At 74.0% G+C, this 14,066-nt stretch carries 10 protein-coding genes and 1 pseudogene; 4 read left to right on the top strand and 7 right to left on the bottom strand.

The window, feature by feature from the left end; all coding sequences use genetic code 11:
* Positions 1-38 precede the first annotated feature (38 nt).
* From ACZ4Z2_RS30925 to pdxR, 4 genes are all read right to left on the bottom strand, one after another.
* The gene (locus ACZ4Z2_RS30925; RefSeq protein ID WP_468080500.1) at positions 39-2,810 is read right to left on the bottom strand and encodes a DUF7824 domain-containing protein; all 2,772 of its coding nucleotides are present in this window, start codon (positions 2,808-2,810) and stop codon (positions 39-41) included.
* Positions 2,807-4,264, bottom strand: a complete 1,458-nt coding sequence (locus ACZ4Z2_RS30920) for an SWIM zinc finger family protein (protein WP_468080498.1) — start codon at positions 4,262-4,264, stop codon at positions 2,807-2,809. The genes ACZ4Z2_RS30925 and ACZ4Z2_RS30920 overlap by 4 nt, the downstream gene beginning before the upstream one ends.
* Before the next feature lie 130 nt (positions 4,265-4,394).
* Positions 4,395-5,984, bottom strand: a complete 1,590-nt coding sequence (locus ACZ4Z2_RS30915) for an alkaline phosphatase D family protein (RefSeq protein ID WP_468080496.1) — start codon at positions 5,982-5,984, stop codon at positions 4,395-4,397.
* 288 nt (positions 5,985-6,272) lie between these two features.
* Entirely contained in the window at positions 6,273-7,724 is a 1,452-nt protein-coding gene (gene pdxR / locus ACZ4Z2_RS30910; RefSeq protein WP_468080494.1) for a MocR-like pyridoxine biosynthesis transcription factor PdxR, read from the bottom strand.
* Between pdxR and ACZ4Z2_RS30905 the strand changes: the two are divergent.
* A pseudogene (locus tag ACZ4Z2_RS30905) lies at positions 7,715-8,128 on the top strand (EamA family transporter); the annotation flags it as partial. The gene pdxR and the pseudogene ACZ4Z2_RS30905 sit on opposite strands and share 10 nt — an antisense overlap.
* Positions 8,129-8,683: 555 nt before the next feature.
* Here ACZ4Z2_RS30905 and ACZ4Z2_RS30900 read toward each other — a convergent pair.
* On the bottom strand, positions 8,684-9,514 hold the full coding sequence (locus ACZ4Z2_RS30900; RefSeq protein WP_468080492.1) for an alpha/beta fold hydrolase: 831 nt from the start codon (positions 9,512-9,514) through the stop codon (positions 8,684-8,686).
* A 155-nt stretch (positions 9,515-9,669) separates the two neighbouring features.
* Between ACZ4Z2_RS30900 and ACZ4Z2_RS30895 the strand changes: the two genes are divergently transcribed.
* Together ACZ4Z2_RS30895 and ACZ4Z2_RS30890 are read left to right on the top strand one after the other, a co-directional pair.
* Positions 9,670-10,563 (top strand): RNA polymerase sigma-70 factor, encoded by an 894-nt coding sequence (locus ACZ4Z2_RS30895; protein WP_468080491.1) that lies wholly within the window; start codon positions 9,670-9,672, stop codon positions 10,561-10,563.
* Between the two features lie 278 nt (positions 10,564-10,841).
* Positions 10,842-11,603 (top strand): GntR family transcriptional regulator, encoded by a 762-nt coding sequence (locus tag ACZ4Z2_RS30890; protein ID WP_468080489.1) that lies wholly within the window; start codon positions 10,842-10,844, stop codon positions 11,601-11,603.
* Positions 11,604-11,671: 68 nt separating this feature from the next.
* Here the strand turns inward: ACZ4Z2_RS30890 and ACZ4Z2_RS30885 are convergent, their stop codons facing one another.
* Positions 11,672-12,829, bottom strand: coding sequence for an ROK family transcriptional regulator (locus tag ACZ4Z2_RS30885; protein WP_468080487.1), 1,158 nt, complete (start codon positions 12,827-12,829; stop codon positions 11,672-11,674).
* A gap of 218 nt (positions 12,830-13,047) precedes the next feature.
* Here ACZ4Z2_RS30885 and ACZ4Z2_RS30880 point away from each other — a divergent pair, with 218 nt between their 5' ends.
* On the top strand, positions 13,048-13,485 hold the full coding sequence (locus tag ACZ4Z2_RS30880; protein WP_468080485.1) for a hypothetical protein: 438 nt from the start codon (positions 13,048-13,050) through the stop codon (positions 13,483-13,485).
* Between the two features lie 46 nt (positions 13,486-13,531).
* Here the strand turns inward: ACZ4Z2_RS30880 and mug are convergent, their stop codons facing one another.
* Positions 13,532-14,029 carry a G/U mismatch-specific DNA glycosylase gene (gene mug / locus ACZ4Z2_RS30875; RefSeq protein WP_468080483.1) on the bottom strand — a complete coding sequence of 166 codons (498 nt, stop codon included), beginning with the start codon at positions 14,027-14,029 and terminating at the stop codon, positions 13,532-13,534.
* Positions 14,030-14,066 lie beyond the last annotated feature (37 nt).

The raw sequence follows: 14,066 nt of genomic DNA, 5'->3' as shown, positions 1-14,066 counted from the left end.
ATTGGATGACTGAGGTGGGGTCACTCGTGGTGCCGGGGTCAGCCCGCCAGCGCTGTACGCAGTCGCCGTGCCTCGGTCACCACCCGGGACGAACCCCTGCGGTCCGCCGCCCGATCGAGGTGGGGCAGCTCCCCGTGTGCCCCGGACCGCTCCACGCATTCGGCGGCGACGGCGAGCAGTTCCCCGAGCCCCCGCACCGGCGTGGTCGCCTTGCCCGTGCCCGTGCCCGTGCCCGTGCCCGTGCCCTTGTCCTTGCCCGTGCCCTTGCCCGTGCCCTTGTCCTGGCCCATGTCCCCGACCCCGCCCTCGCCTTCGGCGTTGCCCGAGACGCCCGTGCCGCCCGGGTCGGCCGAGAGTTCGGCGAGCAGGGGCGGGAGGGCCGCTCGCAGGACCGACCAGGCCGTGCCGTACGCGCCGGTGGACGCCGCCGTGCGTATCGCCTCGGCGATCCGCAGCGGCTTCACACAGCCGGACACGGCCAGTTCCCCGAGGTCGGCACCCGTCTGCTCGGCGTCGAGCCGCCCCCGGGCCGCCAGGACCAACAGGGCGTCCACGGCGGCGAGCCGGTCCTCCGGGCGCTTGGCGCCCAGCCCGTACACCACGCACAGCCGCACGGCCTCGCCCGTCTCGCCCTCCGCCTCGGCGAGCGTCGGCAGGAACGAGAACCCGGCCCCGGTGTCCTCGATGGCCCCCTGCGAGAGGTCCCGCAGCACGCGGCCCGCCATCAGCTCCGGGCGCCCCGGCACGACCGCCAGCCAGTGCCGCCACTCGGAGTCGTCCCAGTGGGGGCAGTACCAGTGGGACTGGTACGGGGCGAAGGGACGCCCCAGCCGCCGGAACTCCGGGGGGAAGGACTCGCTCTGCAACTCGGGGAGCTCCCCGAACTCCACCAGGACCCTCGGCCCCTTCGTACGGCGGCGCCAAACGGGCTGCGAGGGCACGTCGGTCGCCAGCCACTCCGCCAACCGGTCGCCCTCCTTCGTGCTCAACTCCCGCGCTGCCACGGCGGCGGTCGCCAGGGCGGCCGTGTCGTCGCGCCGCACCCGCAGCAGCGCCTGCGCGAAGTCGGCCGCACCCGGCCGGGCACCGAGACGCCGGTAAGTGGCGAGTCGCTCCACCAGTTCGCCGGGCTCCAGCGATCCGGTGCTCCACGTGGGGGTGGCCAGGAGGAACGGCAGCGGGTCGGTGCGGACGCGATGGGCGATCTCCCGCAGCCGGGCGCCGAAGACCCCGGTGAGACCGCTGTGCACGCAACCGTCGGGCGCCGGCGCGTCGTGACGCGCCGGGTGCAGGGAGGACAGGCGGACCCGCTCGAACAGCGACGCCAGGACGATCTCCACGCCGTGCGGCGACTCCGCGAAGAACCGGTCGACGTGCTCCGTCTCCGTCGCCGCCCCCCACCAGCGCCCCGCCGCCGCCGGGCGGAGTGCCTCCACGAGCGCCTCGCGATCGCGGTGCGCGTGGCGCACGAGCCCGTCCAGGGTCCGCTCGAAGACACTGACATCGCTGTCCGAGACCAGGAGCGCGTTGACCTCCTCCGCGAGTTCGGCGACGGTCTCCGGCGCGGGCGGGAGCGCGGTCGGCGAGGGGACGGGAGGGAGCAACTCCTCGTACGCCTCGGGGGACTGCTCCAGGGGGGAGACGCCGAGGATCTCGTGCGCGCGGGCCCGCAGGCCCGGACTCAGGTCAGCCGCCGCGGCGACGATCTCGTCCCGCGCGGTGTCCTGCCCGTCCAGGTCGCCGAGGTGCCGCTCGACCAGCTTCAGCGCCCGCTCCTGCACCTCGGTGCCCTCGTGCCCGAACGCCTGGGCGACCACGGGGAGCAGATCGCCCGCCGCGGACGGGTCCTGCTTGAGCACCTTGCCCAGGAGGACCAGCTGGGAGCGGACGAGCTTGTGCTCGGTGCGGAAGAGGACGGCACGGGACATCTCGGTGAGCCGGCGTACGCCCAGTTCGCCGTCCAGGGACAAGTCGGCCAGGACCGACTGGGCGTGCCCGGCCACCGTGGAGGTGCCGTCCGCGCAGAGGGACATCCAGTCCGCGATCCGCTCGCACCGCTCGTCGCGGGTGAGGTCGAGCGAGGTCAGCAGGCCGAGGAACACCTTGTTGTCGGCTGTGGAGCCGCCGCCCCGCAGCAGCCGGGAGACACAGCCGTCGACGAGGACCTTGCGGTCGAGGAGGCCCTCCTCGGCGAGCTGGGTGAGGGCGTAGGTCCAGTTGTTCAGCCCCTCGCCGTACCGCCAGTCGCTGCGGGCGCCGATCTCGTCGACCTCGAACAGGGCGGTGACGAGCTCCGTGAGGTGCGGGTCCTTGCGCAGGTTGCCGATGACGGTGCCCGCCTTCCAGCGCGCCCGGCCGATGTGCTCCATCCAGCCGCGCACGTAGCTCTCGGACGTCGGTACCGCGCAGCCGGCCAGCTTGACCAGGCCGGACATCAGCTCGTACGGCACCTGCGCGGTCAGCGGACGCTCCGCCAGCCGGTGCGCCAGGGCGTCGAGCCAGCTCGGCTCACGGTCGCCGAGCACGTCGATCAGGACCGAGGCCGGCGCCTGCCGCCAGCGCATGTCGCTCCCCGCGAGCCAGTCGGCCACCGCCGCCGCGCCCGTCTGGCAGGCCGCGCCGGCCGCGTGCAGCGCGGGGTAGGCGCGCTGGTGGGGCGAGGTCCACGGCTCGGACCGCAGCTTCTTGCGCAGCTGCTTCAACTCGGGCACGCAGGCCCGTCGTTCGGCGTCCGTCATGCCGTCCGCCAGGGTGACGACGTCACCCGTGTTCCCCGCCTTCACCGCGTTGATCAGCGTCGTCGCCGTCATCGCGCACCCCCGTCGTTGGTCGTCCCGCTCGGTTCCGTGTCGGTCGTCGTGCTGTGCGGTCCCACGGGAGCCGGTGTCCCGCCGGTCGCCGTGTCCGCGCCCCGGCGGACCATCCGCACCGCCAGCGCGTGCTTGCAGGGACCCCTGCCGCCGCGGTACTTCGCCCACCACAGGCAGGAGCAGCTCAGCGTGCCCGCGTCGTCGCGGACCCGGTGGACATGACCGTCCTCCGCGGTCACCGTGCCGAGCGGGCCGTCCAGGGAGACCGCTCCGGCGGCCACCAGGGCACGGGCCGAGCGCAGCCGAGGATTGCGGCGTTCGACGCGCTCGGAGTCGTAGGGAAGTTCGCGGTGGAAGTAGGCGGCCTCCGCCGTGTCGTAGCCTACGCGCCCGGAGGTTCCCAGCCGGGTCAGCGCGGCCCGGACCCGCTCGGCGGTGAGACCGGAGGACGCTGCCAGGTCGCCGATGTCGATGCGCGGCTCCCAGGCGAGGAGGACCGAGATCAGCTCCGCGTCCTCGGCGGCCTCGTCGGTGGCCAGGGCGTCCAGCACGCCGCCCTCGCCGGAGAAGCCGCGCGCGGCCTCCGGGGACAGCGTGAGGGTGAGCCGCATACCCGGCAGCTCGACCTCCCAGGCGCTCGCCAGGGCGGCCCCTCCGGCGGCCGGCGGGCCGTAGACGCGCAGCGCGGTCGCGTGGCGCAGGACCCGCTGAAGGGCCACCAGCCGCTCCGGGCCGGGCAGACACACCGCGCCCGGCACCGGCCGGGTCGTCGGGCGCAGGGCCCGGCCGGAGGGCACGACCCACTGGGCGCCCCGGGACGCGCCCCGCGCACCGCCGCGGGGCAGCGACCGCAGGAACCGTACGGCCTCGGCGGTCGGCAGCTCGGCCCGCAGATCGAATCCGGCGGCGATCACCTGGGCCTCGGCGAAACCCCGCAGCCAGCGGTCGGGCAGCGGCACCTTCTTCTCCACCACCGGTCCGTCCAGTGTGGTCACCGCCAACTCGTCCGGCCCGACCCGCAGATGCAGCGGATCGTCGGAGCCGACGCGGGACAGGGCCTCGCGCAGCGGGTTGTTGACGTCGACGTTGGTCGTGCCGTGTCCGACCTCGCCGCCGTCGAGTCCCGGCGCCAGGACGTCGAGGCGGGCGTACACCCCGCCGCAGCCCGAGAACGACTCGAAGCGCAGCCGGTCCCCGTTGCCCGTGACCACGGGGTCGAGCGAGGCCCGCAGCTGCTGCTGGTAGTACCGCGCCGCCGCCACGTCGGCGACCGCCAGCAGCCCGGCCGCGGCCACCTGAGGCGACGTCAGGAAGCCCGTGAAGAACCGCGGATGGCCCTGGAAGCCCGTCGGGGTCGCACCCCGGGAGGTCTCCAGCCCCAGCCGGTGCGCGCCCGCCGCGGACTCCAGCGCGGAGGGTCGGGTATAGGCCACGGCCTGCAAAGATCGCGTCATGGGAAAACCGTAGAAGCGACCACTGACAATCGACTCCGACCTGCGAAAAGGAGGCGGACGGCCCGCTGTCGGAGCCGCCCGCCACCCGATGTGTGCGCCAGGTCCGCGGCCATCGTTCAGGCCGCGCGGATCACTGCCCGACGAGCCCCGGCTGAAGGGTCTTGGTGTACAGCACCGTGCCGTCCTGCTCACGCAGCCGCACCGTCAACTCGCCGCTTTGACCGTCGATGTCGACCTCGCCGAAGAACTGGTAGCCGCCCGCGGGCGACACGTTCGCCGTGGTCGGCGCCTTGATGAAGACCCGCTCGGGACCGAACGTGTTGTCCAGGGCGTTCGCCGGGAAGGCACCGGCGTTGAGCGGTCCGGAGACGAACTCCCAGAACGGCTCGAAGTCGGTGAAGGCGGCCCGCGACGGCTGGTAGTGCTGCGCCGAGGTGTAGTGCACGTCGGCCGTGAGCCACACCGTCCCGGTGATCCTGCGGTGCTTGATGAACCGCAGCAGCTCGGCGATCTGCAGCTCGCGCCCGAGCGGCGCGCCGGGGTCGCCCTGCGCCACCGCCTCGATGTTCGGCCTCCCGTCGCCGGTGTCGGGGACGACCAGGCCGAGGGGCATGTCGGAGGCGATCACCTTCCACACCGCCCGTGACCGCGCCAGCTCCCGCTTCAGCCACCGCAACTGCTCGGCGCCGAGGATGCCCACCGGGTCGGTGGTCTGCTTGCCGGGCGAGTTGGCGTCGCGGTACGTCCGCATGTCCAGGACGAACACGTCGAGGAGCGGACCGTGGCGCACCACCCGGTGCACCCGGCCCTCGCGGGAGCCCGGCCGCAGGGTGGAGACGGGGAAGTACTCGCTGAAGGCGCGCCGCGCCCGGGACGCGAGCACGTCCACGCTCTTCTCCGTGTAGCGGGCGTCGGTGAGGATCTCCCCCGGGTACCAGTTGTTGGTGACCTCGTGGTCGTCCCACTGCACGATCGACGGCACCTGCGCGTTGAACCGCTTCAGGTTCTCGTCCAGCAGGTTGTAGCGGAAGTTGCCGCGGAACTCGGCCAGCGTCTCCGCCACCTTGGACTTCTCCTCGGTGGTGATGTTCCGCCAGGTCCCGCCGTCGGGCAGCGTCGCCGTCGCGGCGATCGGGCCGTCGGCGTAGATGGTGTCACCGCTGAACAGGAAGAAGTCCGGGTCCAGCCGTCCCATCGCGTCGAAGACGCGGTAGCCGCCGCGGTCCGGGTTGATGCCCCAGCCCTGCCCGGCCAGGTCGCCCGACCACAGGAACCGCACCCCGGAGCGCCGCTTCAGCGGCGTCGTACGGAACGTGCCCGTCACCGGCTCGCCGGTGCGGCGCGGGTCGTCGGGGTCGGCGAGGAGCACCCGGTAGTGGATCTGCTCGCCGGCCGGCAGACCGCGCAGCCGGGTCGTCCCGGTGAAGTCGGTGCCGGCGCCGAGCAGCGGGCCGTGCCATCTGCGCGGGTTGCGGAACGCCTCGGTGGCGGACGTCTCGACGATCATGCGCGCCGGCCGGTCCGCACGCACCCACACCAGACCGGAGTGCGCGCTCACGTCTCCGGCCTGCACACCCCAACCGGCCCGCGGCCGCCCGGACAGGGCGAAGGCTGGAGCGGCGGCGAGCGAGCCGGGGAGGGCCAGGGCCGCCGACGCGGCCAGGGAACCGCGCAGCACACTGCGGCGGCCGGGCAGGGAGATCGGCGGACGGTGTGACATGAATGAGCCTCCTGGGGCGGATTCGGCCAATGCGCAGTGCCACAAGTACTGGTGCGCCGAGGCGCACGCGGAAACGACAAGTGAACAACTGACCGGGGTCGCGGGGGAAGCACGCCGCGAGGCACGCGCGGGGTGTGTCGCGCGGCCGGCGGCGGCAGTCGGGATCAGCCGCGACGGGTCCTAGCGGACCGATTGCGCCATCGGCCGCCACGGGTCCTAGCGGACCGTTTGCGCCATCGGCCGCGACGGGGCCTAACGGACCGCTTGCCCCGTCAGCCGCGACGGGTCCTAACGGACCGCTTCCGCCATCAGCCGTACACCCTCCCGGATCCGGGCCGACGGCAGGTGGGCGTAGCCCAGGACGAGCCGTGGGCGGTCGTCCGGCACGCGCCCGTACCGCCCGAGCTCCCGCACCGCGACGCCCGCCGCCGTGACCCGCTCCACGAAACGGTCGCACGGCCCGTACCGCTCGGGCAGCGTGGCGATCACATGGAGCCCGGCGGCGATCCCGGACACGCGTGTGCCGGGCAGGTGCTCGGTGAGGGCGGCCACCAGGGTGTCCCGGCGTTCCCGGTAGGCCCGCCGGCAGCGGCGCAGTTGCCGGTCGTAGTCGCCGCGCTCCACGAACCGGGCGAACAGGGCCTGGTCGAGAATGGGATGGCCGAGATCCATGGTCCGCTTGCGCGCGACGACCTCCTCGGTCAGCGCCGCCGGTACGAGGAGCCAGCCGAGCCGCAGCCCCGGGGCGAGCGACTTGCTGACGGAGCCGGTGTAGGCGACCCGCTCGGGGTCGAGTCCCTGGAGGGCGCCCACAGGGGCGCGGTCGTAGCGGAAGTCGCCGTCGTAGTCGTCCTCGACGATCAGACCGTCCACCGACCGCGCCCAGTCGAGGAGCTCGGTGCGGCGCCGCGCCGAGTAGGCGATGCCCGAGGGGAACTGGTGGGACGGCGTCGTCACCACCGCCCGCACCCCCGAGTCCCGCAGCGGAGCCACGGCGAGCCCCGCCCGGTCCAGCGGCAGCGGCACCGTGCCCATCCCGGCGGCGGCGTACAGGGACGCGTGCTCCGGGCTGCCGGGGTCCTCGACGCCCAAGTCCCGTTCTCCGCGCGCGTGGAGCACCAGCCCGAGCAGGGTCATCGCCTGGGCGACCCCGGAGACCACCACCAGACGCTCCGGGTCGGCGACCACACCCCGGCGCCGGGCGAGCAGTCCCGCCAGGGCGGTGCGCAGCCGGGGCAGCCCGCGCGGGTCCGGGTAGCCGAGCGCGTCGTGGGGGAGTTCCGTGAGCACCCCGCGCTGTGCGGCGGCCCAGGCGGCGCGCGGGAAGAGCGACAGGTCGGGTGTCCCGGGAACGAAGTCGGCGCGGGCACCGGGGGAGCGGGGAGCGAGATCACGCGCGCGTGGCGGCGCGGCACGGACCGCGGCCCCCACCCAGGTCCCCGCGCCCCGGCCGCTGCGCAGATACCCCTCCGCCGCCAACTGCTCGTACGCCTCGGTCACCAGGCCGCGCGACACCCCCAGATCCACGGCCAGGTCCCGGCTCGACGGCAGCCTGGTCCCCCGCGCGAGCCGCCCGCTGCGGATCGCCTCCCGCAGCGCCGCCTGCAGGGTGCGTCCACGCGCGCGTGCGGGCGCGGAGGCGACGGGCAGCAGCAGCTCCCAGGCGGCGGCCCAGGGAACGGACCCCTCGCCGTCCGAAGAGGAGGCGTCCGGCGGTGAATTGGTCCCCGATGACGTCATGGAAGTGGACCTTAAACCGGGCCGCCCGCGTCCCTAACGTCACGGCCATGAACGCCACCACGGCTCGCGGAGCCCTGCTCGCCGCCCTCGCCTGCGTCCTCGTCGGCGGTTCCTTCACCGCCAACAGCCTCCTCGGCGCCTACCCGTACGCCGGCGGCCAGTTCCTCCGCTACGGGCTCGCCTGCCTGCTGCTGCTCCCGCTCCTGGGCCGGGGCGGCACGGCACCGCTGCGCCACCTCACCGTCCGGCAGTGGCTGCGGCTGGCGCTGCTGGCGGCGGTTGGCATGGTCGGCTTCAACCTCGCCGTGCTCGCCGCCGAGCGCACGGCGGAACCGGCCGTGCCCGGGGTCTTCGTGGGGTGCGCCCCGGTGGTCGTGGCCGTGCTGGTGCCCCTGCTGGAGGGACGGCGCCCCCGACGGACGGTCCTGTACGGGGCGTCACTGGTCGCGGCGGGCGCGTTCGCCGTGCAGGGCTGGGGCCGCACGGACGGCATCGGGATCGCCTTCTCCGTCTGCGCGCTGGCCGGTGAGGTCGGCTTCGCGGTCCTGGCCGTGCCGGTGCTGCGGCCGCTCGGGGCGCGGCTGCTGTCGGCGACCGTGTGCGGCGTCGCCGCGGTCGAGTCGGCCGCCGTCGGGCTGCTCGTCGACGGCGGTGCCTGGCTGCGCCGTCCGGACGGCACGGAGACCGCCGCGCTGGTGTGGCAGGCGGCGGTCGTCACCGTCATCGGGTTCGTGTGCTGGTACATGGGCATGCGGCGCATCGGCGCCGAGCGCGCCACTCTCTTCTCCGGCCTCATCCCGGTGGCCGCCGCCTGCACCGCGCCCCTCGTCGGCACCGGCTCCTACGGCGCCGCCCAGGCCGCGGGCAGCGCCCTGGTGGGTGCGGGGGTCGCCCTCGGCTCGGGGCTGTGGGGCGTGGTGAAGGTCCCGCGCGGCCGGCCCCTTGTGGCGCGCCCCGGGTCAGCGGCTGCCGTCGAGGATGACGCGGGCCACCAGCGCCGGGTCGTCGTTCATCGGGCAGTGGCCGCAGCCGGGCAGCCGCACCAGCCGGGACCCGGGGATGATCCGCTTGGCGCGGACGCCCTGGCGCGGGACGAGCAGCCAGTCCCGGGTGCCCCAGGCCACGGTGACCGGCAGCTCCGGGACGTCGTCGGTGAACAGGACGCTGCCGCCCGCCCGGAGGGTCGCGTCGAACCCGGTGGCCCCGGCCAGCGCGAGCGTCTCCGCGACCACGGCCTCGGGTGAACGGCGGCTCGGGCGCGCGTAGATGGTGCTCGTCAGGGCGGCCCGGCCGGCCGCCGACCGCGACAGGCGCCGCACCAGCGGCAGCGGCATCCGCCGTGAGAGGTGGCGCATCGTGAGCAGGATGCCGAAGGCGTAACGCCGCTCGGCCTCGGTCCAGAACCCGGCGGGCGACAGCGCCGTGACCGACCGGACGAGCTTCTCGCGGCCCAGCTCCAGGGCGAGCAGACCGCCGAGGGAGTTGCCCGCGACATGGGGGCGGTCGAGGCCGAGCGTTTCGCAGAAGGCGCGGAACACGGCGGTGGTCGTGGGCAGATCGTAGGAGAGGCCGTCCGGGAGTCCGGGGGACGCGCCGAACCCGGGCAGGTCCACACTGATGACCTCGCGTTCGGCCGCCAGCAGGTGCACCACCGGGTCCCAGGCCTGCCGGTGGTGGCCGATGCCGTGCAGCAGGAGCAGCGGTTCGCCGGTGCCCTCGCGCGCGTAGGAGACCGTCACGGACTGCGGACCGAGCGGGGAGGGGACCTGGAAGGAGACCGTGGCGGACATGGTGCAGCTCCTCGTCTGTGCGGCTGGGGCGCGCGGTCGTACGGCGGAGTCGTACGGCATTCCTAGACAGCTTGTCAGCAACCGCTACTGACGGGTAGTCCCGGTGGGTAACAAACGCCCTGGACACCGGCCCGCGCGTCGGATGGGATGGGACGGTGACCACTGACACCGCGACCGACGTCTTCGAAGAGCACCGTCCCGTCCTCATGGGAGTCGCCTACCGCATGCTCGGCCGGGTCGCCGACGCCGAGGACGTGGTCCAGGAAGCCTGGCTGCGCTGGACCGGCGCCGACCGGTCCGACGTACGCGAACCCCGCGGCTACCTGGTCCGTGTGACGACGCGCCTCGCCATCGACCGGCTCCGCCAGGTGCAGTCCCGCAACGAGGCGTACCCCGGCCCGTGGCTGCCCGAGCCGTACGCCACCGACTACGAGGCGACCGTCCCGGACACCGCCGAACGCGCCGTGCTCACCGACACCGTCTCCCTCGCCGTCCTCGTCGTCCTGGAGTCCCTCTCGCCCCTGGAGCGCGCGGTGTTCGTGCTCCGGGAGGCATTCGGCTACCCCTACGCCGAGATCGCCGGCATGCTCGACCGCACCGAGCCCGCCGTGCGCCAGCTCGCCGGACGGGCCCGCCGACACGTCGACGAGCGGCGCCCGCGCTACGACGTGGACCCGGCCGAACGCCGCGAGCTGACCGAGCGGTTCCTCGCCGCGGCGGCCGGCGGCGACCTCGACGGGCTCATGGCGCTGCTCGCCCCCGACGTCCGCCTCGTCGCCGACAGCGGCGGTCTCGCCAAGGCCCCGGTGCGGATCATCGAGTCCGCCGACAAGGTGGGGCGTTTCCTGCACGGCGTGTCCGGCAAGGGCATCGAGGACGCCGCGTTCCGCCTCATGGAGATCAACGGCGGCCTCGCGCTGGTCGTCCTCGTCGCCGGCAAGCCCGATTCGGTGTTCCAGCTCGACGTCGCCGACGGGCGGATCCAGCGCATCCACATCCTGCGCAACCCGGAGAAGCTGCTCTCCCTGTCGCTCGACCGGGAGCGGTGACCGGTAGGAGGCAGCCGAGCGCCCGTGGGCCGTCAAGTGCCCGCCGGTGGACCGCCGTACGACGCGTCTGACGATCGGTCGTACGGCGGTCCGTCATGCCGTCATGAAGCCTCCGTGAACGCTGTGCCACACCGCACCCGGTGGACGGCCCGGGCGTTCCAGGATTGGTCTTGACCAAGGGTGGGGGCGGGCCTATGGTCGCAAGAAAGTGCAACAACCTTTAATAAACAAGGGCGCTAAAAACGCCGCCGGGACACGGCGAAGCAGCGGAGGACAGGGTGGGGACCCAGCAGCTCGAATCGGTGCCGGAACCGAAGTACTGGCACCTGAAGACCGTGCTCAGTGAGGCATTGGACTCCGAGTTCTCGGTGGGCGAGATCCTGCCCAACGAACGGGACCTCGCGGCCCGCTTCGGCGTCGCTCGGGCCACGCTCCGGCAGGCGCTGGAACAGCTCGAACTGGAAGGCCGGCTCCAGCGCCGGCGCGGAGTCGGCACCACCGTGGCCCCGCCGCGCGTGGGCGTCTCCGTCGGTGGCGAGCAGCACGCCTGGCCGGGTACGGGCGACGACGCCTGGCAGACCGTGGACTGCGCGGAGGCGGTGCCCCCCACCGCGGTGGCGGAGATCCTGGAGACCCTCCACGGCGAGCAGGTCCATGTCGTACGCCGCTCCCGCATGTCCCACGGCCAGCCCGTGGCCGCCGAGCTGCTGTACATCCCCGCGGCCTCGGTGCCCGCGCTGTCCGCCATAGACGCGCCGTCCGGCGCGGCACGCGCGCGTGCGGTGCTGCGCGAGCTGCAGCGGCTGGAGCTGGAGGCGCAGGACCGCTCGGTGGAGCTGGGCTCCGCGCGCGCGGACGACGCGAAGGAACTGGACCGGCTGCCGGGCGCGCCCGTCCTGGTCGTGACGACCCGCTTCTTCGCCGGGGGACGCGCCGCCGCCGTCTCCCTGGCCACCTACCGCGCCGACACCTGCCGTCTGACCTTCGGCGCCTCGGGCGGCGTCGAGATCCACCACGGCCCGGAACGCCGAGCGTCCTGAGGCCGCGGGCCGCCCCTTGAGCCGCATCCGCCGTGCCCCGGACACGCCGGGGCGCGGCGTTTCCGAACTCAGCGCCGGGCCGTGACCGTGCCCTCCACCGCGAAGAGCTGCTCCTCGACATGGTCGAGCGCCAGCCGCAGCGCGCCTGTGGCGACGGCCGTCTCGCCGAGGCGGGACAGCGCCACCCGGGGCGGGCGCAGACAGTAGCGGGCGAGTTCGTGCCGCAGCGGGTCGAGGACGTCGTCGATGCCGGTCGCCCACCCGCCGACCACGACCAGCTCCGGGTCGAGCGCCAGCACGAGCGCGGCCACGTCGTGCACCAGCCGCTGTATGAACCGCTCCACCGCGGCGCGGGCCCGTTCGTCGCCCTCGCGCGCGTGCTTGAACACCTCGGCGACGGCCTGCTCGTCGAGCGGATGCAGGGGTTCCCCGGTGGTCGACAGGAGCGCCTCCGGTGTGGCCCCCCGGCCCAGCAGGTGCAGCGCGCCGATCTCCCCGGCAGCGCCCCCGTAGCCCCGGTGCAGCCGCCCGCCGATCAGCGAACCCGCCCCCGGGCTCAGCCCGGCCAGCACGAACACCAGGTCGTCGGACTCGGTGGCCGCCCCCTTCCAGTGCTCGGCGACCGCGGCGGCGTTGGCGTCGTTCTCCACCAGGACCGGGCACTTGAAGGAACGGCTCAGCCGCTCGCCCAGGTTCAGCCCCGTCCACCCCGGCAGGGCCGTGCCCAGCCGTACGGTGCCGTCGGCCTCCACGATGCCTGGGGTGCCCACACCGACCGCGCGCAGCGAGTCCCGCGAGACACCGGCCCTGCGGAGCAGTTCCGCGACGGTCGCGCGCAGCCGCTCCAGCCGCTCGTCCGCCGCCGCGGTCTCGGCGACGTCCTTGGCCAGCGAGCCCAGCACCCGCCCGTCGAGGTCCGCGAGCAGCGCGGTGACACCGTGCGAGCCCACCTCCAGTCCGAGCAGGTGCCCCGCCTCCGCCCGGAACCGGTACCGTCGCGCCGGCCGGCCCTGGCGCCGGGCGGCTCCCTCGTCGGCGGCCCGCTCGACGACCAGCCCGGCCTCGACCAGCCCTTCGACGACGCCCTCGACCGTGGGCCGGGACAGCCCGGTGACCCGGGTGATCTCGGTGAGCGTCGCGTGATCCGTGGCGCGCAGCGCGTGCAGCACCACCGCCGAGTTGATTCTCCGGAGCAGAGAGGGATCCCCGCCGGTCAGCTGCCCCAACGTCCGTCCTCCCAGCTAGCGCGCGTGTCTGCCGGATCGTACTCGTCGAGGGGGACCCCGGCGAGTGTCTGCCGAGCCCGACCTGCGGACCCGCGCCCACCCCGGCCCCCGAGCCCGTCCGGCCGGCCTGCCGGTGGGCCTCCGCAAGCCCGTACGCCTTCGCCGAGGCCGCCGCTGACGGGCCGCCAATTGTCAGTGGTGCCCGCTTTACTGGACGCATGAGCATCACGCGGCACCTCGCCCTCATCGAGCGGCTGTGCTCCGCCGAGTTCCCCGCGGAGCCCGGCCGGTCGGACACGTGCACGGGCGGGCCCGACCACCACCTCGCCGCATTACAGACCAGCGCCGACTTCTGGGAGGACGACGGGACCCGCAGGGAGGAGACCGAGGAGCAGTACGAGGCGGACCGGGACGCCCTGTCGGAGCGGCTGGCCGAGCGCTGGGGCGCGCCGGACGTGCTCAGCCTCTGGAGCGTCCAGGAGCGTTCCCTGGAGGGAGAGGACATACCGGAGCCGTGGGCGGTGCTCAGCGCGCACGTCCCCGATGTGCACCTGTGGCAGGTCGACGGCCGCTGGGTCGCCCTCGGCGTCTCCCAGTGGGACAAGGAGCTGCCGTTCCAACTCGTCGCCCTGATAACGGCGACGGATCCGCCCTGAGTCTCATCGTCCGACCCTCAGCGCTTGCCCCTGAGTCCCGGGGCCCTCAGTCCTGGGCCGCCACCCGCAGCCGGGCGAACTCCTCCGCCATCGTCGTCGCCGTCCAGTGCGCGTTCAGGCCGCTGGGGTTGGGCAGGACCCACACCCGGGTCGTGCCGATCGTCCGCTCCTGCGGGCCGACCACGGCCTTGCGGTCGCCGAACGCCGCCCGGTACGCGGTCACACCGACCACCGCGAGCCACCGTGGCCGCAGCCGTTCCACCTTGGCGGTGAGCAGGCGACCGCCCTCGACGTACTCCTCCGCCGTCAGCTCGTCGGCACGCGCCGTCGCCCGGGCGACCACGTTGGTGATGCCGAGTCCGTACGCCGGCAACTCGCCCTGCTCGGACGGCTTCAGCAGCCGCGGAGTGAAGCCGGACAGGTGCAGCACCGGCCAGAAGCGGTTGCCGGGCCGCGCGAAGTGGTGGCCGGTCGCCGCCGTCATCAGGCCCGGGTTGATACCGCAGAACAGCACCCGGAGGCCGTCCGCGACCACGTCCGGCACCAGCCGGTCGCGGGCGGCCTCCAGCTCCTGCGGGGTG

It is taken from the genome of Streptomyces sp. NPDC030183, assembly GCF_055573455.1.
The sequence above is the reverse complement of the archived record's forward strand: the minus strand, read 5'-3'. Positions and strand labels throughout refer to the sequence as shown.

Bases quoted from the DNA above. Each gene is read 5' to 3' on its own strand.
- ACZ4Z2_RS30925 (WP_468080500.1), bottom strand. From the start codon at position 2,810: ATGACGGCGACGACGCTGATCAACGCGGTGAAGGCGGGGAACACGGGT.
- ACZ4Z2_RS30920 (WP_468080498.1), bottom strand. From the start codon at position 4,264: ATGACGCGATCTTTGCAGGCCGTGGCCTATACCCGACCCTCCGCGCTG.
- ACZ4Z2_RS30915 (WP_468080496.1), bottom strand. From the start codon at position 5,984: ATGTCACACCGTCCGCCGATCTCCCTGCCCGGCCGCCGCAGTGTGCTG.
- pdxR (WP_468080494.1), bottom strand. From the start codon at position 7,724: ATGACGTCATCGGGGACCAATTCACCGCCGGACGCCTCCTCTTCGGAC.
- ACZ4Z2_RS30900 (WP_468080492.1), bottom strand. From the start codon at position 9,514: ATGTCCGCCACGGTCTCCTTCCAGGTCCCCTCCCCGCTCGGTCCGCAG.
- ACZ4Z2_RS30880 (WP_468080485.1), top strand. From the start codon at position 13,048: ATGAGCATCACGCGGCACCTCGCCCTCATCGAGCGGCTGTGCTCCGCC.